20 protein-coding genes are annotated in these 21,935 nt (G+C 61.1%); 8 read left to right on the forward strand and 12 right to left on the reverse strand.

Annotation, left to right across the window (positions count from 1 at the left end):
• Positions 1–17: 17 nt before the first annotated feature.
• The 5 genes from speD to miaA all read right to left on the reverse strand — a co-directional run bounded on the left by speD (position 18) and on the right by miaA (position 5,206).
• Positions 18–497, reverse strand: coding sequence for an adenosylmethionine decarboxylase (speD, locus tag HKD27_RS02780; RefSeq protein WP_194264927.1), 480 nt, complete (start codon positions 495–497; stop codon positions 18–20).
• 340 nt (positions 498–837) lie between these two features.
• Positions 838–1,857: a ketol-acid reductoisomerase gene (gene ilvC, locus HKD27_RS02785; protein WP_011252650.1), complete on the reverse strand. Its 1,020-nt coding sequence runs from the start codon at positions 1,855–1,857 to the stop codon at positions 838–840.
• A complete protein-coding gene (ilvN, locus tag HKD27_RS02790; RefSeq protein ID WP_011252649.1) occupies positions 1,857–2,384 on the reverse strand; it encodes an acetolactate synthase small subunit in 528 nt (175 codons plus the stop codon). The genes ilvC and ilvN overlap by 1 nt, the downstream gene beginning before the upstream one ends.
• Positions 2,384–4,177 (reverse strand): biosynthetic-type acetolactate synthase large subunit, encoded by a 1,794-nt coding sequence (ilvB, locus tag HKD27_RS02795; RefSeq protein WP_172492405.1) that lies wholly within the window; start codon positions 4,175–4,177, stop codon positions 2,384–2,386. The genes ilvN and ilvB overlap by 1 nt, the downstream gene beginning before the upstream one ends.
• A 30-nt stretch (positions 4,178–4,207) precedes the next feature.
• Complete coding sequence (gene miaA, locus HKD27_RS02800) at positions 4,208–5,206, reverse strand: tRNA (adenosine(37)-N6)-dimethylallyltransferase MiaA (RefSeq protein WP_194688547.1); 999 nt, start codon at positions 5,204–5,206, stop codon at positions 4,208–4,210.
• A 42-nt stretch (positions 5,207–5,248) separates the two neighbouring features.
• On the opposite strand from miaA, the gene serB reads away from it, so the two are divergent.
• Positions 5,249–6,142: a phosphoserine phosphatase SerB gene (gene serB / locus HKD27_RS02805; protein WP_194688546.1), complete on the forward strand. Its 894-nt coding sequence runs from the start codon at positions 5,249–5,251 to the stop codon at positions 6,140–6,142.
• A gap of 67 nt (positions 6,143–6,209) precedes the next feature.
• Here the strand turns inward: serB and HKD27_RS02810 are convergent, their stop codons facing one another.
• Positions 6,210–6,800, reverse strand: coding sequence for a hypothetical protein (locus HKD27_RS02810; protein WP_194688545.1), 591 nt, complete (start codon positions 6,798–6,800; stop codon positions 6,210–6,212).
• Positions 6,801–6,912: 112 nt separating this feature from the next.
• Positions 6,913–7,455, reverse strand: coding sequence for a DciA family protein (locus tag HKD27_RS02815; RefSeq protein WP_194688544.1), 543 nt, complete (start codon positions 7,453–7,455; stop codon positions 6,913–6,915).
• 10 nt (positions 7,456–7,465) lie between these two features.
• Here HKD27_RS02815 and mutY point away from each other — a divergent pair, with 10 nt between their 5' ends.
• From mutY to HKD27_RS02830, 3 genes are all read left to right on the forward strand, one after another.
• Positions 7,466–8,527, forward strand: a complete 1,062-nt coding sequence (mutY, locus tag HKD27_RS02820; protein WP_194688543.1) for an A/G-specific adenine glycosylase — start codon at positions 7,466–7,468, stop codon at positions 8,525–8,527.
• On the forward strand, positions 8,524–9,168 hold the full coding sequence (locus HKD27_RS02825) for a hypothetical protein (RefSeq protein WP_194688542.1): 645 nt from the start codon (positions 8,524–8,526) through the stop codon (positions 9,166–9,168). Before mutY ends, HKD27_RS02825 begins: the two co-directional genes overlap by 4 nt.
• 662 nt (positions 9,169–9,830) lie before the next feature.
• The gene (locus tag HKD27_RS02830) at positions 9,831–11,522 is read left to right on the forward strand and encodes an alpha-keto acid decarboxylase family protein (RefSeq protein ID WP_194688541.1); all 1,692 of its coding nucleotides are present in this window, start codon (positions 9,831–9,833) and stop codon (positions 11,520–11,522) included.
• 88 nt (positions 11,523–11,610) lie between these two features.
• Here the strand turns inward: HKD27_RS02830 and HKD27_RS02835 are convergent, their stop codons facing one another.
• On the reverse strand, positions 11,611–12,675 hold the full coding sequence (locus HKD27_RS02835; RefSeq protein ID WP_194688540.1) for a transporter: 1,065 nt from the start codon (positions 12,673–12,675) through the stop codon (positions 11,611–11,613).
• A 255-nt stretch (positions 12,676–12,930) separates the two neighbouring features.
• Here HKD27_RS02835 and HKD27_RS02840 point away from each other — a divergent pair, with 255 nt between their 5' ends.
• The 3 genes from HKD27_RS02840 (at position 12,931) to HKD27_RS02850 (ending at position 15,166) form a co-directional block, all read left to right on the forward strand.
• Positions 12,931–13,308 carry a hypothetical protein gene (locus HKD27_RS02840; protein WP_194688539.1) on the forward strand — a complete coding sequence of 126 codons (378 nt, stop codon included), beginning with the start codon at positions 12,931–12,933 and terminating at the stop codon, positions 13,306–13,308.
• Positions 13,309–13,402: 94 nt separating this feature from the next.
• Positions 13,403–14,698, forward strand: a complete 1,296-nt coding sequence (gene ahcY / locus HKD27_RS02845) for an adenosylhomocysteinase (protein ID WP_194688538.1) — start codon at positions 13,403–13,405, stop codon at positions 14,696–14,698.
• Positions 14,699–14,773: 75 nt separating this feature from the next.
• Positions 14,774–15,166, forward strand: coding sequence for a DUF3597 domain-containing protein (locus HKD27_RS02850; protein ID WP_011252638.1), 393 nt, complete (start codon positions 14,774–14,776; stop codon positions 15,164–15,166).
• 90 nt (positions 15,167–15,256) lie between these two features.
• On the opposite strand, the gene HKD27_RS02855 is transcribed toward HKD27_RS02850, so the two are convergent.
• The 4 genes from HKD27_RS02855 to sucB form a co-directional block, all read right to left on the reverse strand.
• A complete protein-coding gene (locus HKD27_RS02855; RefSeq protein WP_194688537.1) occupies positions 15,257–16,432 on the reverse strand; it encodes a histidine-type phosphatase in 1,176 nt (391 codons plus the stop codon).
• On the reverse strand, positions 16,429–18,693 hold the full coding sequence (locus HKD27_RS02860; RefSeq protein WP_194688536.1) for a TonB-dependent receptor: 2,265 nt from the start codon (positions 18,691–18,693) through the stop codon (positions 16,429–16,431). Before HKD27_RS02860 ends, HKD27_RS02855 begins: the two co-directional genes overlap by 4 nt.
• Before the next feature lie 142 nt (positions 18,694–18,835).
• Complete coding sequence (locus tag HKD27_RS02865) at positions 18,836–19,846, reverse strand: L,D-transpeptidase (RefSeq protein ID WP_194688535.1); 1,011 nt, start codon at positions 19,844–19,846, stop codon at positions 18,836–18,838.
• A gap of 116 nt (positions 19,847–19,962) precedes the next feature.
• Positions 19,963–21,078, reverse strand: a complete 1,116-nt coding sequence (sucB, locus tag HKD27_RS02870; protein WP_194688534.1) for a dihydrolipoyllysine-residue succinyltransferase — start codon at positions 21,076–21,078, stop codon at positions 19,963–19,965.
• Positions 21,079–21,281: 203 nt separating this feature from the next.
• On the opposite strand from sucB, the gene HKD27_RS02875 reads away from it, so the two are divergent.
• Entirely contained in the window at positions 21,282–21,929 is a 648-nt protein-coding gene (locus tag HKD27_RS02875; protein WP_194688533.1) for a gluconate 2-dehydrogenase subunit 3 family protein, read from the forward strand.
• Positions 21,930–21,935 lie beyond the last annotated feature (6 nt).

Below are 21,935 nucleotides of genomic sequence, written 5' to 3' on the forward strand. Positions count from 1 at the left end.
CCGGTCCTTTCATCAGTTCAGGCTGCTTTCGCGGCCTTGTCCTGCACGCGGCCACGCCGCACGGCATCGACCTCGATCCGGCCGGCCTGGAACAGGCGCTGCATCACCGGGATCGACAGGTTCGGATCACATGCGCCGCACATGAACACGTCCACAGCCGCATAATTCCGTTCCGGCCACGTATGGATCGAGATATGGCTTTCCGCCAGCACGATCACGCCGGACACGCCACCATTGGGCGTGAAGTGGTGAAAATGGCTGTGCAGGATCGTCGCACCAGCCGCCACCGCAGCTTCGCACAGCGTTTCATCGATCCGCATCGGATCATCGAGATTCCGGGCGTCCCAGAAATCGATCAGCAGGTGATTGCCAGCAAAACGCTCGCCATCACGCTCAATGAAGTAATCCTTGCGCTCCTCCTCAACGAGGTGAGCTGCGCCGTTCTGGATATCTCTCGGGAGTTCCGATACCATCCCCAGTTGAGCAAGTGCGTTCATCACGTACCCCCAAACCAGTAGACAGCCTGTTGGGCAAAATTGCCCCCTTGGGCCAGGAAGCGCGCTAGTTAGCGGCCCCCTCCCCCTGATGCAAGCACTTTATGGGGCAATTCCCGAATATGTCACATAACCCACCAATCCCATGCTCCCACTGCATGAGAAACGGGTTTTCCCTCTCCTGCACACAGGGCTCAGGCACGGAACTTTCCTGAGCCAGACACGCCACATACAGTTCGGGCGCCGGATCGCCGGGAAACGAATCCCGGAAATCCCGACGCCCGAAAGAAGCCGAGGCTTCCCCGTTCCAAAGGGCCGAATCCGGCCCCTCGGATTGGTCTGATCAGTTCTTGGCCTTGTCGACCAGCTTGCCCTTGGCAATCCACGGCATCATCGCACGCAGCTTCTCACCGGTCTTCTCGATCGGGTGAGCGTCGTTGCGGGCGCGGATGGCCTTGAAGCCAACGCCGCCGGACTGGTTCTCAAGGATGAAGTTGCGAACGAACGTGCCGTCCTGGATGTCCGTCAGAACGCGCTTCATCTCGGCCTTCGTTTCCGGCGTGATGATGCGCGGACCCGTGACATACTCGCCGTATTCGGCGGTGTTGGAGATGGAGTAGTTCATGTTCGCAATGCCGCCTTCGTAGATCAGGTCCACGATCAGCTTCATTTCGTGCAGGCACTCGAAATAGGCCATCTCCGGCGCATAACCGCCTTCAACCAGCGTCTCGAAGCCGGCACGGATCAGGTCAACGAGACCACCGCACAGGACAGCCTGCTCACCGAACAGATCGGTTTCGACTTCTTCCTTGAACGTCGTCTCGATGATGCCTGCACGGCCACCACCGTTTGCGGAAGCGTAGGACAGGGCGATTTCGAGCGCATTGCCCGAAGCGTTCTGTGCCACGGCCACGAGGGACGGCACGCCACCACCACGCAGGTATTCGGAACGGACCGTGTGACCCGGACCCTTCGGCGCGATCAGGAACACGTCCAGGTCCGGACGGGCTTCGATGATGCGGAAGTGGATGGACAGACCGTGAGCGAAAGCCAGGGCAGCACCCGGCTTCAGGTTCTTCTCAAGGCTTTCCTTGTACAGCGCGCCCTGGCCTTCATCCGGCGTCAGGACCATGACAACGTCGGCCCAGGCAGCAGCCTCACCCGGCTCCATCACCTTGAAACCGGCTTCCTCAGCCTTCTTCACGGCGGAAGACGTCGGACGCAGGCCGATGACGATGTCGGAAACGCCGCTGTCCTTGAGGTTGTTGGCATGGGCGTGACCCTGGCTGCCATAGCCAATGATCGCGACTTTCTTGCTCTTGATCAGATTCAGATCGGCATCGCGATCGTAATACACCCGCATCAGACAGGCTCCTTTTTAAGATGAAACACTGAAGGACCGCGCCCGATGGCGGCAATCCCGGTGCGCGAAACCTCGGCCAGGCCAAGGGGGCGCATCAACTCGATGAACGCGTCGATCTTCTCGGGAGACCCCGTCAGCTCGAACACGAAACTCATGGCCGTCGTATCGACGGGGCGCGCACGGAACGAATCCGCAATGCGCAGGGCCTCCGTCCGGCGGTCACCGGACGAGACGACCTTCACCAGCGCAAGCTCACGCCCCACATAGGGGCCTTCTTCCGTCAGGTCGCAGACATCATGCACCGGGATCAGACGCTTGAGCTGCGCCTTGATCTGCCGGATCACCATCGGCGTGCCCGACGTCAGGACCGTGATGCGCGAGAGCTTCTGCTCCGCATCCACCAGCGCCACCGTCAGGCTCTCGATGTTGTAGCCACGGCCGGAAAACAGGCCCACCACGCGGGCCAGCGCGCCACTCTCGTCCTCGATCAGAACCGAGATGACCGAATGTTGGATAGTCTCCGTCATCAGACCAGCATCTTTCCTTCTTCGGTCAGTCCCGCCGCTTCGGAATCCTGATCCGGACCCAGCAGCATCTGGTTGTGCGCCGCACCCGACGGGATCATCGGATAGCAGTTCTCGCCCTCGGCCACACAGATATCGGCCACGACCGGACCGTCATGCGCCAGCATCCGGCGGATCACGTCATCCAGCTCACCCACATGCGTCGCCCGCATCCCGGTCGCATGGAAGGCTTCAGCCAGCTTTACGAAGTCCGGCAGCGCCTCGCTGTAGGACTGCGAATAGCGCGACCCGTGAAGCAGCTCCTGCCACTGACGGACCATGCCCATATAGTGGTTGTTCAGGATGAAGATCTTCACCGGCAGGCGATACTGCGCGATCGTTCCCAGCTCCTGGATGTTCATGAGCGTGGACGCCTCACCGGCGATATCGATCACCAGCGCATCCGGATGCGCCACCTGCGCCCCCACGGCCGCCGGCAGACCATAGCCCATTGTCCCCAGACCGCCCGATGTCAGCCAGCGGTTCGGCTTGTCGAACTGGAAGTGCTGCGCCGCCCACATCTGGTGCTGCCCGACCTCGGTGGAGACGAACGTGTCACGCCCCGTTTCCTTGGCCAGCTCATACAGACGGCGGATGGCATGCTGCGGACGGATGATGGCCGACGGGTCCATGTCCTGCGTGAAGCCAAAGCCATCCACGCTGCGCCAGGACGCGATCTGGTTCCACCAGGTGGACAGATCCGGCGCCGGCGTATCGCCCCAGGCTTCCAGAAGTGCTTCGAGCGTATCGCGCACATCGCCCTCGATCCGCACATCCACCGGCACGATCTTGTCGATCTGGCTCGGGTCGATATCGGCATGGACCTTGAACGAATTGGGCGAGAACGCATCCACCCGCCCCGTCACGCGGTCATCGAAGCGCGAGCCCAGTGCGATCAGCAGGTCACAGCCATGCGTGGCCATGTTGGCCTCGACCGAACCATGCATGCCCAGCATGCCGAGGAACTGCGGATCGGGAGACGGAAACGCGCCCAGACCCATTAGCGTGGACGTCACCGGGAAACCGGTCTTGCGCGCCAGACGACGCAGCAGCTCCGACGCTTCCGGCCCGGAATTGATGATGCCACCGCCCGTATAGAACAGCGGGCGCTTGGCCGTCTTCATCGCCTCGACGGTCCGCGCGATCGCCTCCGCATCCGGGCCACCCTGATGGCTCAGACGCTGCAGGCGAGACAGCGCTGGCTTCGTCAGCGGCGCCTTGCCGACCGTGATGTCCTTGGGCAGATCCACCAGAACCGGCCCCGGACGGCCCGAACGCGCAACCTCGAACGCCTCACGCACGGTCTGCGCCAGCGTGCCCGGCTCCCGCACGAGATAGTTGTGCTTGGTCGCCGGACGCGTGATGCCCGTCGTGTCGGCTTCCTGGAACGCGTCATTGCCGATCAGCTTGGTCGGCACCTGACCCGACAGGCAGACGAGCGGAATGGAATCCATCAGCGCATCCACCAGCCCGGTCACGGCATTCGTCGCACCCGGACCTGACGTCACCAGCACCACGCCAACCTTGCCCGTCGAGCGCGCATAAGCCTCGGCCGCATGAACGGCAGCCTGCTCGTGGCGGACAAGCACATGGCGAATACGGTCCTGCTTGAAGAGAGCATCGTAAATCGGAAGGACAGCCCCACCCGGATATCCGAATATGACCTCCACACCCTCTTCATCGAGAACGCGCAGAAGCACCTCCGCGCCATTCAGCGCCTCATTGCCTGTTCCTGCGTCTCTTTCAGCAGCCGTCACCGTTTCCTCCCAAGGTATGAGCGGCGGGATTTAGGACGACGCGGCGACGGCGTCAACTCGTCCAGATATAAAGTTCTCTATTTTTTCATACTTACTTTCCGATTCTTGCGCAAAATGGGTATATCTGCGCAACGAAATCATCCCGTCATCCCCTTTTCCCAGCGCATGATGCCGAAACCATGTCGCCTGCCGCCGCGTATAGCGCCCGATGGCAAGGACCGCGGATTTCCGCGCTTCCTCAAGCGCTACCTCCCCCCGCAGAACGGCCGCCAGTTCGGGCACCCCATGCGCACGCATGGCAGGCAGAACCGGATCGAGCCCCCGCTCCAGCAGAGCGGACACTTCTTCAAGAGCCCCGGCCTCCAGCATCTGCCCGAATCTGGAATCGATCGCCCGGCGCAGCCCCTCCCGCTCCGGGTCCAGTCGCACGGACACAAACCGGCAGGGCGCAGGCGGAAGACCCGGCTGTGACCGCCACCAGGCCAGTCCGCGCCCCGTCCCCGTCCAGACCTCCCAGGCCCGCGAAATCCGCTGCGTGTCATTCGGCCGCAGACCCGATGCTGTCTCCGGATCAACCTGCATCAGCCGCGCATGCAGCGCCTCCGGCCCGATTTCCTCCGCCAGTCCCCTCGCTTCGGTCCGCGCCGCATCGCCCGGGTCCGGCACTTCCACCAGACCATCCGTCAGCGCCCGGAGATACATGCCCGTCCCGCCACAGAGGATCGGCATGCGCCCCTCGGCCCAGGCCGCGTCCATTTCCCGCAGCGCCTCGGACCGCCACCAGGCCACACTTCCCGATACAGCCGCATCCAGAACGCCGTAAAGCCGGTGCGGCACAGCGGCTTCGTCGGCCGCGTCGGGCCGCGCCGTCAGGATGTGCAGATCACGATAGACCTGCATGGAATCCGCATTGATGACCGTGCCGCCAAAGGTCCGGGCAAGGTCGAGCGCCAGTGCCGACTTGCCGGAGCACGTCGGTCCAGCCACAATGATCGCAGTTTTTGCTTCTGTCGTCTTCGGGGCGTTCATTCCTCCCCTCCTGCCACACGTGCCGGACCGTTACGAGATCCCATGTCCCTTCCTGCCGTCCTGACCCTTATCGCTGACCGGAAATCCGGCCCCCTCAAACCCGAGGCGATCGACATCGCCCGCACCCTCGTCAAGGGCAACGCCCCGATCGTCCTGTCCCCGGGCGAAGCCGTGGACATCCCCTGCCCGCCGCCCCGTCCCGGCTCGGCCAGCATCGCCACCATCCGTGCGACCCTCGCCCCCTATCGCGTTGATGCCCTGCTTCTGAAAACGCGCGGCCGCCGCCGGGCCGTCCTCGTCGCCGACATGGACAGCACCATCGTCACGGGCGAGACGCTCGACGAACTGGCGGGCCTGCTGGGCTGTGGCGAAGACGTTGCCGCCATCACCCGTGCCTCGATGAACGGTGAACTGGATTTCGAAACCGCACTTGAACAGCGCGTGGCGCTTCTGGCCGGAAAACCGGCATCCGTCCTTGAAGACGTCTGGGCCTCCGTCACCCTGACAGAAGGCGCGCGCGAACTCGTGCAGACCATGCGCAAGCACAACGGTCGCACGGCCCTCGTATCGGGCGGCTTCACATGGTTCACTCAGCGCGTAGCCGAACTCTGCGGCTTCGATGAGAATTACGGCAATGCGCTGGAAATCGAGGACGGCAAGATCACCGGACGCCTCGCCGGCCCGATCCTCGGCCCGGACGCCAAGCGCGACCACCTCGAACGCCTGACCTCAGAGCGCGGCGTACAGCTTCGTGCTGCCCTCACGACCGGTGATGGTGCAAACGACATCCCGATGCTCGCCAGCGCTGGCCTCGGTCTGGCCTTCCATGCCAAGCCCAATGTCCGCCGCATCATTTCCACGCAGATCAACTTCGCCACCCTGCGCGCACATCTCTTTGCACAGGGCTATCACGCGCGGGACTTTGTCACGGACTGACCGGACATCCGCACCACCAGAAACGAAAAAAGCCGCCGAAGCCCCAGACTCCGGCGGCTTTTTTCGATCAGTATCCCCAGGTGTAGGGCGGCACACCCGAATAGGACGGCACTGCGTAACCGGGAGCATAACCCGGCGCATAACCATATCCGCCGCCATAGCCCCCACCATAGCCACCGTAACCGCCATAGCCATAAGGCGAGGCAACCGCCATTCCGGCCGCCATGCCCAGACCGACGCCAAGGCCCCAGCCGCCCCAGCCCCAGCCACCGCCCCAGCCCGGCATGCCCCAGCCATAACCGAACCAGCCGGGACCGCCCCAGCCGTTCCAGCCACCCCAGCCCGGATAACCCCAGCCGCCAAAGCGCGGGCCACCCCAGCCACCGCCCCAGCCGCCTCCACGGAAACCCCAGCCGGGACGCCCACCGCCATAGCCGCCGCCCCAGCCACCACCGGGGCCACCGCGATATCCGCCGCCCATGCCGCCACCATGGAAACCGCCACCACCGCCCATGCCACCGCCGCCGTGGAAGCCACCGCCACCACCGCCATGCCCACCACCTCCGCCGCCACCGTGCTGGGCAAAGGCCGGGAGGGAAATCGAGGACGCCAGCAACGCCAGCATCAGTGCGGCAGCGGGTCTGTGTGCAAAGGTCATGGCAAGTCTCCTGTGGGAAAGCCCGATCATTTTCCCATATCGGCATTATCAGATCGCGTGGAAAGGTGGCTTTCCCATGACGAAACAACTTGTTTCACGTGAAACATTTCCGTCACCTTCGCCGGCGCCGCGCACCCAGATGTCCACCAAGGCTCTCCAGCGCCAGTCGAAGCTCCTCATCCTCGATATCCGGCACCTCGATCTGCAGCGGTTTCGGACGCTTCGGCGTCGGCCGCTCGAACGCGACCAGATCCTGAACGATCTTCAGACGCTCGATTCCATATTCCCCCCGCAACCCGCAGGCGACATTGATGCGTTCGATGATCTGGGGCGCCAGATGCTGAAGCTCCATGGCGATCGGTCCCGCACATGCCAGCGTCAGCGTCCCCGCAGAAAGACGTCGCGGCTCGGTCTGCTTTGCCAGTCGCGGCCCGACAAAATCCACCCAGTCCATCATCAGTCGCGCCAGAACGGGCGGCTTCTTCTTGAAAACCGGCTGCGTCAGCGCCTGCACGAAAGATCCGATCTGCTTCGTCCCCGAGCGGCGAGGCTTCCAGTTCCGGTCTGACGGCACCCAGCCATCAGGCTCCGATGCTGCCTTTTTTCGGGGCGTGTTTCGTGTAGGGCGCTTGTCCGAACCGCAATCCTTCGTCATATCCGTTCCCGTGACTCCTGATGCATCCGCCCTGCTGCGCTGGTACGACCACCATCGCCGCGCCCTTCCCTGGCGCAGCCTACCCGGCCAGCGTCCGGACCCGTACGCCGTCTGGCTGAGCGAAATCATGCTCCAGCAGACAACTGTCAAAGCCGTCATATCCTATTACGAGCGCTTTCTCACGCATTACCCGACGGTTCAGGACCTCGCAGCCGCCCCGCTTGAAGATGTCCTGCACCTCTGGGCCGGCCTCGGCTATTATGCCCGCGCCCGTAATCTTCATGCCTGTGCAAAACGCGTTTCCGAACGCGGCGGTTTCCCCGATACGGTCGAAGAGCTGCTGACGCTCCCCGGAATTGGCGCCTATACGGCCCGCGCCATAGCCGCCATCGCCTTCGGACGTCCCGTCGTCCCCGTGGACGGGAATGTCGAGCGCGTCACAGCCCGCCTGAACGCCATCGAAGATCCCCTCCCGGCCTCACGCCCGCTGCTCGCCCGGCAGGCCGCACTCCTGAACGACGCTCCCGCCGCCCAGAGCCGCCCTTCCGATTTCGCACAGGCCCTGTTCGATCTCGGCGCCACGATCTGCACCCCGCGCAGCCCCGCCTGCCTGACCTGCCCCTGGCAGACATCCTGCATCGCCCATGCCCGTGGAATCGCAGCACAGCTTCCGGCCAAACAGCCCAAACAGGCCCGCCCCACCCGTTACGGCGCGCATTTTCTCCTGCACGACTCCAGCGACCAGATCCTCCTGCGGACACGCCCGCCCACCGGCCTGCTCGGCAGCATGGACGAGTTCCCCGGAACCGACTGGCGCAGCACAGCCTGGACGGACGAAGAAGCCCTCACCCACGCCCCCTGCCTGACCCACTGGGTCCGCAGAGGCGAGATCCGCCATGTCTTCACCCATTTCACCCTGTATCTTACAGTCTACGAGGCTTGCCTTCCACAGAGCCATAATGCAGGGATCGATTCCTCTTTCGGCACGTTCCGCTCAGCAAAGCGCGCCGCCCTGCCCGGCGTCATGAAGAAATGTCTGGCCCTCACCAAGCAGACTCCGGAGACACGATGACTGAAACACACCCGACACTGCGCCTGTGGTTCATGGACTGGCATGGCGGGATGCTCGACCACGATCCGCTGAAAGATGCTCCGACCCGCACCCCTTTCCAGCCAGGCCGTCTGCCGGGACTCTGCGCCATTGTCCCGACTGCCTTCCAGTTCCCCTGCCGCCCGTTCATGGAAAAACGCGTGTCCATGCCCCGGGCTTTCCCGGAAATGGAAATGCAGGAACTGCCTCATAACCGGGTCGCATTCTTCCTGCCCAGGCATAAGACTTACCTGATCAGCGTACCTTTTGGTTCCGGCCTCGTGGATTACTATTCCCCGGCGCAAAAAGAGTGGGAAACCTTCCTTCCCCTGACTCTGGAAATGTTGCGCGGACTTTCCCTGCTCGTAACGCCCGATGCCCTGAAGCTGGAAGACGACACCGGCGAATACCTGCCGACTCCGACATTGCACGAGCAGATGACCCTTCGGTTCGGCGAGAGAAACCTTCCCCTCTTCCTGAACACCGATGCCCTGACCCGGATCGGCCAGATCATGCCCGGCACGACCGCTTCGATCGACCTGACCTGGCAGATCGGCTCTGCCCCGGCCCCTCTTGCCGTGCACCGTCAGACAGCCCCGACGCCAGAACCGGCAACACTGTAAAACCAGAGACGCGGCCAGTCCCGGAGAGTCCATCCGGGACACCTCAATGATATTTCCAACCTGAAATACCGGAACCAGACCTTTGTGGTCCTCATCCGTTTCACGGAAGCCTTCCGGCTGTATTCAATTCCCCTTCACGAGAAAGGGTTTTTTCAATTAATTGTAATGTTTGATTGATGTCCTTCACAGGCGGGATTTTTGTTCTAAACATTCCTGTGTCTGGAGCAGACAGGTATTTCATACGAAGCCGGTCTGTTTTCCGGCTGTCATGGGAAGATATGTCATCTAGAGGTTCTTTTCTTGCCGTTTCTGGGGTCCGTCATGACGGAACGGGCCGTCTCTTCTGTTATACTACCCATTATTTAACGACAGAAAATCGCATACCTGAAGTTCCCGGTTTTTCCAACGCCCCTGACGGCACGTCACCTTTCAGCATCCTGCTCCAGACACCTGCCCCCGAACTCCGGATGGCCTCATACGCTTTTCCCGGACAGGTCCAGGTTCCTTCCCAATACCACTGCTATCCAAATGGCTACGCGGTCCTTCCGGATACCCGTGACCTGTCACCCGCCTTCCTTCGGTCGGATGACTGCATGGTCCTGTCAGCGAGGCAGATCATCCAGTCATCTGACCGTCCCTATGGCTCCTGAGGTACTGAAATCATGACTTATACTGTCGGACATTATCTTGCCGAACGACTGACACAGATCGGCCTGAAGCATCATTTCGCCGTTGCCGGCGACTACAACCTCGTTCTGCTCGACCAGCTGATCGAACAGGGCGGCACGAAGCAGATCTATGACTGCAACGAGCTGAACTGCAGCTTCGCAGCCGAAGGTTACGCCCGTGCCAACGGTGCGGCCGCGGCCGTCATCACCTTCAGCGTCGGTGCCATCTCCGCCATGAACGGCCTCGGCGGCGCCTATGCCGAAAACCTGCCGATCCTCGTGATTTCGGGCGCTCCGAACTCCAACGATCACGGTTCGGGCCACGTCCTGCACCACACGATCGGCACGACGGAATACAGCTACCAGATGGAAATGGCGAAGCACGTCACCTGTGCCGCCGAAAGCATCACGTCTGCTGAAACCGCCCCGGCCAAGATCGACCACGTCATCCGCACGATGCTGCGCGAGAAGAAGCCGGCCTATCTCGAAATCGCCTGTAACATCTCGGCCGCACCCTGCGTCCGTCCGGGCCCGGTCTCGTCCCTGCACGCCCATCCGCGTCCGGATGAAGCCAGCCTGAAGACTGCCCTGGACGAGAGCCTGAGCTTCCTCAACAAGGCCAACAAGGTCGCCATCCTGGTCGGCACCAAGCTGCGCGCAGCCGAAGCCCTCAAGGAAACGATCGAACTGGCTGACAAGCTCGGCTGCCCCGTCACCGTCATGGCCGCTGCAAAGAGCTACTTCCCCGAGACGCACCCCGGCTTCCGTGGCGTGTACTGGGGTGATGTCAGCAGCCCGGGCGCCCAGGAAATCATCGAAGGCGCCGATGCCGTCATCTGCCTGGCACCGGTCTGGAATGACTACTCCTCGGGCGGCTGGAAGAGCATCGTCCGTGGCGAAAAGGTCCTTGAGGTCGATCCCGACCGCGTTACCGTCAACGGCAAGACCTTCGACGGCTTCCGCCTCAAGGAATTCGTCAAGGCCCTGACCGAGAAGGCCCCGAAGAAGTCCGCAGCCCTGACCGGCGCATACAAGCCCGTCATGCTGCCGAAGGCCGATCCGGCAAAGCCGCTGTCCAATGACGAAATGACCCGCCAGATCAATGAGCTGGTCGACGGCAACACGACCCTCTTCGCCGAGACCGGCGACTCATGGTTCAACGCCGTGCGCATGCATCTTCCCGAAGGTGCAAAGGTCGAGACCGAAATGCAGTGGGGCCATATCGGCTGGTCCGTTCCGTCCATGTTCGGCAACGCCACCGCTTCGCCGGAGCGCAAGCACGTTCTGATGGTCGGTGACGGTTCCTTCCAGCTGACGGCGCAGGAAGTGGCCCAGATGGTCCGCTACGAACTGCCGGTCATCATCTTCCTGGTGAACAACCACGGCTACGTCATCGAAATCGCCATCCATGACGGCCCGTACAACTACATCCAGAACTGGGACTACGCAGCTCTGATGCAGTGCTTCAACCAGGGCGTCCCGGGTGAAGAAAGCGGTAAGTACGGTCTCGGCCTGCATGCCACGACGGGTGCAGAACTGGCCGATGCCATCGCCAAGGCCAAGAAGAACACCCGTGGCCCGACGCTCATCGAGTGCAAGCTTGATCGCACGGACTGCACCAAGACCCTCGTGGAGTGGGGCAAGGCTGTTGCCGCCGCAAACTCCCGCAAGCCGCAGAACGTCTGATCCTTCCCGGATCAGTCCTTGGGACACAGAAAACCCCTCGTGCCCGGCACGGGGGGTTTTTCTTTTGGACCGGCTCTCAACCGAAAAATCAGAGCAGACGCGCAATCTTCATGAACAGGAACGTCACGGTCATGAAGACGAAACAGACAATGCCCGCTTCCACGGTTCCCATCTGCCCCTGCGCCAGAAACATCCCGCCGGTATTCATACCGAAGAATCCGGTCACGAATGTCGCCGGCAGCATCAACGTGGTCCCGACCGAGACGATATACAGCCGCCGGTTGGTTTCTTCCGCCTGATTGGAGCCCAGTTCGTCCTGCAAAGACCGCGCACGGTCCTGAAGCGCGATCAGATCGTCCAGCGCCGCATGAACCTGCCGCTCGGCCCGGTCCCGAAGCTCGTCCTCGGCCCAGTCCGGAAGGTCCAGATCCTCATCCTTCAGAACACGGTCGATCGGCGTCACCACCCGGCGCAGTTCGGTCGCACGACGGCGCACCTTGCCGACAATGCTACCCAGATGCCCCAGGTCGGAGCGATGCTCGATCAGCAAAAGCACGTCTTCCGCCCGGTCCAGCTCATCATCCAGATGCCCGAGCTGCCGCCGCACCGTCCCCGTGAATTCCCGCAAGGCACGGTCGATGATTCCGGCAGGCGTCTTCGGAATCTGGTCCGGCTTCAGCGAACGATACGCCGCGCCCAGAACCGGAATGGGATTGCGCCGCGTCGTGATCAGCAGATCCGGCCGCATCGCAAAGCGCCAGGCGCAGATATCCCGGTCCTCTTCGGACAGCGCATCGTCAAACGCCGGCAGCGCGCCCCAGATCAGATCCCCGAACGCCTCGAGCGCAATGCCATATTCCGTCTCGGCCAGCATGGCACACACGTCTTCGGGCAGACCCGGCAGATGCGCGACATAACCCCGCGCGGAGCTGTGCACGGTATCGAAATGCAGCCAGTACCAGCCGTCGGTTTCAGGAGGCCGCTCCGGCGCCAGGAGCGCCTCGACTTCCGCAGATCCCAGCGTCCGCAGATCCTGCCCCGGCACGGCATGAACCGCCCAGACGAGACCGTTTGCAAAAGCAGGTGCTCCGGTTTCCTGATGTTCCGGGTCCAGAACCGTGAAGGGGAAGTTGTAGGCAGTGCTGTCTGACACGACATCCTCCTGTTCTCAGGGGGTTCAGGACCGGCAGAACCGGCATGCAGGTTCAACAGAAACGACTGGAAAAGAGACCGGGAGGCAAACCCTGTCCGGCTTCTCGCATGGTCTGCAGACAGACGCAATATACCCCTCTTTCCGTAAACAGAGGCGCTCCGCGATGCAACTCCGGCCGACCGCAGCGGTTATTCCAACACACCACTCTGAGTCAGCCCCTGACGCAGGGGAGTTCCCCTCCGGAAAGGAATGTCCATGTCCGTCCGCACATCCTTCTTCGCTGCAAGCCTTCTGATCGGCACCGCCGTCGCCGCTCCGTCCGTCATGGCACAGGCCGTAAGCGCCCCCAGCAACGACCAGACGCAGACTTCGACCTCGGCCATCCAGAAGGCGCAGAACTCCACGATCAGCCAGCCGAACAACAGCCTGCCGACCAATCCGCGCACGATCACGGAACAGCCGGATCAGCCGCCCCCGGCAGCTCCAGGAGCCATGAGCCGCACCACGACCGAAACCGGTCCCGTCCCTTCAAACCAGAAGGACGTGCACAAGCTCTCCCGCAAGCATCACCGCTCGCACCACAAGACGTCCACGCCAACCGAAACGTCGCCCCAGACCACGTCGCCGGAATAAGGGCGACAGGCCTATTGCCGGGCCCGCCCTTTCCGCGGGTCCGCCAAGCCTTTATACAGGCAGCCATCCAAAGATGGGCAGCAAGGGCCATTTCATGACGACGCAGGATTACAAGGTTCGCGACATTACTCTGGCAGACTGGGGCCGCAAGGAAATCTCCATCGCCGAAGGCGAAATGCCGGGCCTGATGGCTCTTCGCGAAGAGTACAAGGACTCACAGCCGCTCAAGGGTGCACGCATCGCCGGCTGTCTGCACATGACCATCCAGACCGCAGTGCTGATCGAGACGCTGATCGCTCTCGGCGCCACGGTCCGCTGGTCTTCGTGCAACATTTTCTCCACGCAGGATCACGCCGCAGCAGCCATTGCCGCCGCAAACATCCCCGTCTTCGCCTGGAAGGGTCTGACGGAAGACGAGTTCAACTGGTGCATCGAGCAGACCATCCATGGTCCCGATGGCTGGACGCCGAACATGATCCTCGATGATGGTGGCGACCTCACCATCATGATGCACGACAAGTACCCCGAAATGCTCAAGGACGTGCGCGGCATCTCCGAAGAGACGACGACGGGTGTGCATCGTCTGTGGGAAATGTCCAAGAAGGGCACGCTGAAGGTTCCGGCCATCAACGTGAACGACAGCGTCACCAAGTCCAAGTTCGACAACCTGTATGGCTGCCGTGAGAGCCTTGTGGACGCGATCCGTCGCGGCACGGACGTCATGATGGCCGGCAAGGTCGCCGTGGTCGCCGGTTACGGTGACGTGGGCAAGGGCTCTGCTGCCTCCCTGCGCAACGCAGGCTGCCGCGTGCTCGTGACCGAAGTCGATCCGATCTGCGCCCTTCAGGCCGCCATGGAAGGCTATGAAGTCGTCACGATGGAAAACGCAGCCCCGCGCGGCGACATCTTCGTCACCTGCACGGGCAACGTGGACATCATCACGATCGACCACATGCGTGAGATGAAGGACCGTGCGATCGTCTGCAATATCGGTCACTTCGACAGCGAAATCCAGGTCGAAGCCCTGCGCAACTACCGCTGGAACAACATCAAGCCGCAGGTTGACGAAATCGAGCTGGCTCCGAACCGCCGCATCATCCTTCTCTCCGAAGGCCGTCTGGTGAACCTGGGCAACGCAACGGGCCACCCGTCCTTCGTGATGTCCGCATCCTTCACCAACCAGACCCTGGCTCAGATCGAACTGTGGACGGCAAAGCCGGGCCAGTACGAAGTGAAAGTCTACACCCTGCCGAAGTCTCTGGACGAGAAGGTCGCTGCCCTGCACCTCGCAAAGGTCGGCGCAGAACTTTCCAAAATGTCACAGAAACAGGCCGACTACATCGACGTTCCAGTCAATGGTCCGTTCAAGCACGAAGAATACCGCTACTAAGACAAGGCGGATCAGGAAGGGCGAAACCCCGGTTACGCCCCTTCCAGACTTCCTTTATCAACAGGAGTTACACTCATGGGTCTTTTCAGCACCATCATGTCCAAGATCTTTGGCCATGCAGAAGCCGCAACGCCATCCACCAGTGCAGCCCCGGCCGCCACTGCACCTGCCGCCGCTCCGGCTGCTCCCGCAGCAGCACCCGCCGCAGCTCCGGTGGATGTGGATGCCGTCCTGTCCGATCTGGCATCCAAGGCCGGCCAGCCGCTGAACTACAAGACCTCCATCGTGGATCTCCTGAAGCTGCTCGGTCTCGACAGCTCGCTCCAGTCCCGCAAGGAACTGGCCGGCGAACTGCATTATTCGGGCAGCACGGACGACACCGCGACGATGAACGTCTGGCTCATCAAGCAGGTCTACGCCGAGCTGGCCAAGAATGGCGGCAAGGTCCCGGCTGACTGGACGCACTGATCCGCGCCCCGTCCGCACGGACAACATGAAAAGCCCGGCTGTTTCCAGCCGGGCTTTTTTTATGAAGTTTTCAGGTGCAGCGGTTTTCCGTCAGGGAAGGACCGGATTACGCGGCTCGAGCGTCTGCATCGACCGCTCGACATTGGACGCCTGCCCTGCCCGCAACTCCTCGAGCGACTGATGAAAAATCCGCACCCTGACCTCCACATGCCGGTCCGGATAACGCCACCGCTCGAACGCTAGAACCGTATCCGGCGCCGTACTGTCCGGCTGATCCTCAAACACCCATGACAGCCCGAAAATCGCCGCCATGGCATCCTGATTCGTATCATGCCCCGCCAGCACCAGAAGCCGCGTAGAGGCCGTCACACCGGGAATATCCGCAACCGGACGATCCGCCAGAAACGTCCGGATGCTCTGCGCCATAACCCCGTTCCGCGCCTGCGCCACAACCGGCAGACGCCGCAGCAGCAGGCTTTCCGCCTCATGAACCGGCATGACAGTCTTCAGCAGACCCGGCACATCCGCTTTCGCAGATCCGAACACATCCACCGGAAAACCTTCGGAATACAGCAGCAGAAGACTTTCCGCTGCCATACCCCCCGTCGCAACACCGCCTGAAAGATGTGGCGCGGCTTTTTTCCAGTCCAGAACGGCATCATCCCGCAAACAATGCGAGGTACGCCCTGCCCCCTCGCACGCTCCCGGCGCCATAAGCATCTGCAACGCCTGTAATCCGCGCTGCACCTCCGAAGTACGGGACAAAGGCAATGCAGACGCAAACGCCTGCTCGGTCTCCTGCCGCGGCGGCACCGCACGACCCGCCGCAATAGCATTATAAACAGGGTCCGGACCCTGCGCCTGCCACTGAGCCATAACGTGACACTCCGGCGCCACATCCCGCGCCCAGACCTGCCCGGTCTGCTGCGTCCTGTGATCCGCCCCGTCCGCCCAGACCTGGATCTGATCGGAACAGTTTTGCAACGGTCCAAAAGCCAGATGCTGATAATGCGACCGGACAGCCTGAACCATCGCCCCTAGCGCCACCGCACCATGCGGCGTCATCTCGCCGGGTGCCACGGACCACTCAGGCCAATCGAACCCGGTTTTCGCTTTCAAAGACGCCGGAGACGCCGTCGGACTCCGGATCCCATGCCGGGACAGAAGCACGACTTTTTCCAGAACAGGCCCGGACGGCGCAGAGGTTCCGCCCGAACATCCTGTCAGGGACAGCGCAAACAGAAGGACACAGCCGGTCTTTTTCACGGGAAGGTCGCCGTCATGTTGAAAAATACACTCCGTCCGGCCAGCCGCCAGTAAAGCGGCGCATCACCGTAAGACTGGTTGCCCGCAAAATCGCTGATGGAGCGGTTGTTGAAGAGGTTGGAAATCTTGAGGCTCGGCGTCACATCGCGCATGAAGCCACCGATATTATGAATACGCCAGCCCAGGGCCAGATCGGCCGTCACGTTGCCATGGATCCTGTACTGATTTTCAAACACCGTGTTGCCCGCTGCATTCGTGGTGCTGTCCAGCCCCCAGTGATGCCCGACATATTTCCCCATCAGAGAGAAATACGGACCCTTCGGATTTTCATAAAGCAGACCGAACGAGGCCAGTGAATCCGGCGTTGTCGCCACGCGCACGCTGCTGTGTTTGTAGCGCGCATCATTCACGCTGTAATTGCCGTAAAGCGAGAAGCCGTAGCCGATGACATACTGCCCTTCGAGTTCAATCCCGCGATAAATCGCACCACCGCTGTTCACATATGTCGAGGTCGTGCCGATGTTTTCGACATTGATCTGTGCGGAAGCGATATAATTGGAAAAATCGATGTAATACCCATCCAGTGACAGCATCCAGTTCTTGCCATGATAAACCGATCCAACCTGATAATTCAGGGTCGTTTCCGGCTTCACATTTCCAACGGACTGAACCTGAAAAACTGACATCGGAGGCGCAAGGAACCCGCGTGCAATCTGCGCATAAGCACTCCAGTTCTTCATAATCCGTTGATTGATCGCAACGGACGGCTGCCAGGATCCATAATGCTGGGTGTCCTTCAGCGGCACCTTCGTCGACTTGTTCATCGCCGCATCATAGTCCCTTATGAACATGGAATATTTCACACCCGGCTTAATAATTGCCCCTTTCCAGGGATGAATATCGAACTCGAGATAGGGCTGCACCGTCGTGTTCAGATCGGAAATATCATAGCTGTAAGCCGACCCTGTTTTGGACGGAACCGGGATCGCATTTTTGCTCAGATCGAGCGCATAGGTGTAACGCCGGTCCTTCTGCACATCCGCCCACACACCGAACAGAATATCCGTATAGGCTGTATGCGCCTTGAATCGTAACGTATCGCCATAGGAACGGAATTTTGCGTCCGCATATTTTCCGGGAATGTCACTGGCATAGGTCGCCACCTTTTTCCCGGCCGTATTGTAGAACGTCACACCGTTCGCAGCCGTGCTCGTCTGGCTGGCATCCGTGCTTTCCGTATAATCATGCTCGAACCCGCTCGTATAAAGCTGGTTTTCCATCGTCAGCCACGATGCAAGGCGGCTTTTGAGGCTCACATAATCAAAATCGGACGTGTAAGTGCTGGGATTATATCCGTAATAACACTGTTTGGACGGATCGTTGCACAGCCCGTAATTCTTGCCGTATTTCGCATATTCGGCGAGCGTCGCACCCTGTGTCGTGTACTGCCATTCCTTGTTATATGTCGTCTCGAATGTCAGCGTCGTCTCAGGCGCAAGATCAATCACATCCTTGAACATCAGATTGCTCCGGCGCTCGGCCGAATTGGTCAGATAGCCGTTCGTCTCTTCATGCTGCATGTCAAGAAACGCACGGCCAAAACGCGTCTTGCCACTGTCAAATTCGATGCCGCCCGCGCGCGTATTGAAACTGCCATAAGTCCCGTACAGCGACACGCCACTCTTGGCCGATGGCGTCTTGGACATGAACCCCATCGTTCCACCGAACGTCGCATTGCCGATCGTGGAGCCCGTTCCGGGACCGCGATCAATCTGCGCCTCCCCCAGGAAGTGCGAAATAAACAGCGATGATGTCGTATGGTGCAGGTCACTGGCATCACCGAACGGAATGCCATCGAACGTCATGTTGTACTGCCCGTCCTGAAAGCCGCGAAGGCTCATCGCCTCGGCTTTACCCATTCCGGGACCGTTAGGATTTTGCGAATAAACACTCGGCTGGAACCGGATAATATCGTCGATGCTGGCAAGCGGAATGATGTTGTTACTCAGAAAGCCCGACTGGATTTTCGATGTTGGCTCCGTAATATCCAGCGGCACCGTCGCCGGCGCAATCCGCGCGGCATGACCCAGAACGGTCAGATTTTCCACGCCAGGCGTCGCCGCTTTTTCTTTCTTGGCTTTGTGTTCCTCATGCTTTTTCTGTTTTGCATCAGAAACATCGGCGTAGGCGCTTCCTCCCAGCAACAGGGCACCGGCGAAGCACCCGGAAAGCAGGACATGGTTACGCATCTTGAACGTCATGGGGAATGGGCTCCAGTGAATGGCGCGCATTCCATACGGAAGGCTTCAGCTCAAGAAAACTGCTTTACCGTTCCTGAAATAAAACATTCACATGCTTTACTTCAAATTTTCATACTTATTTTGAAATATTTCTTATCTGTACTTAAGGTAACGGTCTTTTATCCGCAATCGGGTCGATCTTCGGTTCCGTCAGCGGCCCTGAATCGATCACCACCACCAGATCACCCGCAATCTGCGTCGGCTGCCGGTCCTTCGGCAGCAGCGCCTGAAAGCGCGGGTCATAACTCGCGGCCTGCTCATACAGCGCATCGATCAACCCGTAATGATCCATGAACTTGTTCATGGTCGCCGGAATCCGGATGCACCCTTCCGACGCCGGATGCCCCAGACGCCATTCCAGGAACTGCGGATCCGTCGCATGGATTTCCAGCCGGATCTGCCCGGTTTCATGACGTGGCAGCCAGCCCTTCATCGCCGTCTGCCACCCCATGTCCCACACGCGCGATCCCTTGGCACCAATCCCGCGAATGCCGTACTTGTTCTTCGTCCCTTCCGCCCGATAGCCCAGACGGTCCGCCGTGTTTTGAAAAACCCCGGTCGGTGTGATGTAATAATATTTGCGCCCCGTCGTCCCAGTCGAAACCGGCGTCCCTCCAAGGGACTCCCAGGGTGCATCCGGCAGCGCCAGCACATAATCCAGATGCTGGATCTTCTCGTTACGATCCACGACCATGACAAGCTGCGGCCGCGAAACCGGCATGTCCGCCTGCGTGACCGCATCCTTCGCAAGCGTCAGAAACGCCTTGCGACGCTCCGGTGTGTACGTGCTGAATCCTTTGACATTGTGCTTCATCAGCACAGCCAGCCGGGACGCCTCTTCCCGCGCCACCTCATCCGACACAACCGGCAGATCCGGAATATCGATCGGCGGCGGCGCCAGATCAGGCTGCGGCGGCGTATCCGTCGGCGGATTGCTGGCGGGCGGTGGCACCGAAGCGCCCAGCGATGGCGTCGTATCGGGCTGCTGCGTTGACAGTTCCGGCCCCGCACTGTCCGGCCTCGCACAGGCCACCAGCGGCACAACGCCCACCATCATCGCCGTGGACGCAGATAACAGGGCCACAAACCGCGTCAGTCTGGAAACATCACGCATCGTCAGAAAACCATCCCCGAGTTCAGAACAACAAACAGAACGCGAAGGAACAGTTTCCTGTCCGGGCGTTCAGCATGACTGGTACGTCTTTCAACGCCCCAGCCATGCAAAAGGCATCACAGATCCAGAAGCAGGCGCCGCGGATCTTCCACAAGCTGCTTGATCCGGACGAGGAAGCTCACCGCCTCCCGCCCATCCACGATCCGGTGATCATAAGACAGCGCCACATACATCATCGGCCGGATCACGATCTGCCCGTCGCGCACGACAGGTCGATCCTGAATGGCATGCATCCCCAGAATTCCCGACTGCGGCGTATTCAGGATCGGCGTGGACAGCAGCGATCCGAAAATCCCGCCATTCGTGATGGAGAACGTCCCGTGCGACAGCTCTTCCAGCTTCAGTCCGCCCGTCCGCGCCCGCTTGCCGTAATCGGCAATGCGACGCTCCAGTTCGGCAAAGCTCATCTGGTCGGCATCATGCAGCACCGGCACAACCAGCCCGCGCTCCGTGCCCACAGCAATGCCGAGATTGACGAAATCGCGGTAGACGATCTCATCGCCTTCGATCTGCGCATTGATCGCCGGATAATCTTTCAGCGCTCCGACCACAGCGCGCGCGAAGAAGGACATGAACCCCAACCGGGCCCCGTCATGCTTCTTCTCGAACTCTTCCTTGTACTGTGCCCGCAGCGCCTTGGCGGCGGACATGTCGATCTCGTTGAACGTCGTGAGAATGGCCGCCGTATTCTGCGCCGCCTTCAGATTCCGTGCGATCGTCTGACGCAAACGACTCATCGGCACGCGACGTTCCCGCGCTTCATGCGAGGACAGCTTGGGGGCCGGAGCAACAGTAGCGGGCTTCGGCGCTTCCGGCGCGGGCGGCGTGACACGCGCTGGCTGTGCAACAGGCTCGGGTGCTAGCGGCGGAGCAGCCGGTTCGGCATCGGCAGGCGCTTCAGCCACCGGAGCAGGCTCAGGCGCAGCCGGCGCCTCTGCCGTCTCGTCCACGGCGCCCAGCAGGCCGCCAATCTCAACTTCCGTCCCAACAGCCACGCAGTCTTCCAAACGCCCGGCAGAGGGTGCCGTCACCTCGACGCTGACCTTGTCGGTCTCCAGCTCCACGATGGTTTCGTCATGCTGCACATAGTCGCCGGATTTTTTAAGCCACCGCGCGACAGTCGCAGTCGTCAGGCTTTCTCCAAGCGCCGGAACCCTGATCTCGACCGTCATGCTGTTTCCCTGTCTTGCATCCCGCCCCAAAGCGGGGAAATGTCTGTCTGTCCTGCGGCCTGTCCCAAAGACTGACCCCCGGAATCACGTCCGGCACCATACCGGAATAGGTTCGGCAATGCAGGATACTGCATCTTCGTCACCAGCGGGAGGCGGAACCATCCCCGTCGCCGGACTTTGAAACCAAAACACAGGAGGCCGCAATGTCCCCCCCGCCCGACCGTCCTGAAATTCTGGACTCCGACCACCTCTCCGCCCGCACCCGCGAGATCCTGAAATCCCGGCTTTCAGCCCCCGAAACACAGCCCCGCACCCTCTCGCTTCAGGCCTATGCCGTCCTCGATGCGCTCCTTCCCGTCCTGCTTCCCATCGACGAAATCCTGCCGTCTGGCACCGACATCAACGTGACAGCCCGGATCGACGCCGCCCTCTCCGGCCCCCGCGACGGCTGGCGCTTTGCAGACCTCCCGCCCGATGCCCAAGCCTGGGAAGCCGCCCTCCTGACGCTCGACGACGTGACATTCGAGCAGAACGGACTCCGTTTCATTCATCTGGCCCCGGACCTGCGCGGCACCCTGCTCGACGCCCTGATGGCCGGACAGATCGGCCTCGAACGCGAAGACCGCCTCACCGCCCCCCAGATGAAACGCTGGGCCGGAGATCTGCGCGGCGAAGTCGTGGACTGCGTCATGAGTGACCCGCGCATGCAGCAGGCGCTGGGCATTTCTTCCAGCCTGACCGGCGGCGACACCGTCTTCCAGGGCTTCACCGAAGTCGGCCCCGACAGCCGCGAAGATTTCGAGCCCAAAGCCACCGCGCCCCTCGCCCAGATGGCAGACTCCACGCAATGAGCAGCA

This window comes from Gluconobacter sp. R75690 (assembly GCF_015244525.1).
In the GTDB taxonomy this organism is placed as follows: domain Bacteria; phylum Pseudomonadota; class Alphaproteobacteria; order Acetobacterales; family Acetobacteraceae; genus Gluconobacter; species Gluconobacter potus.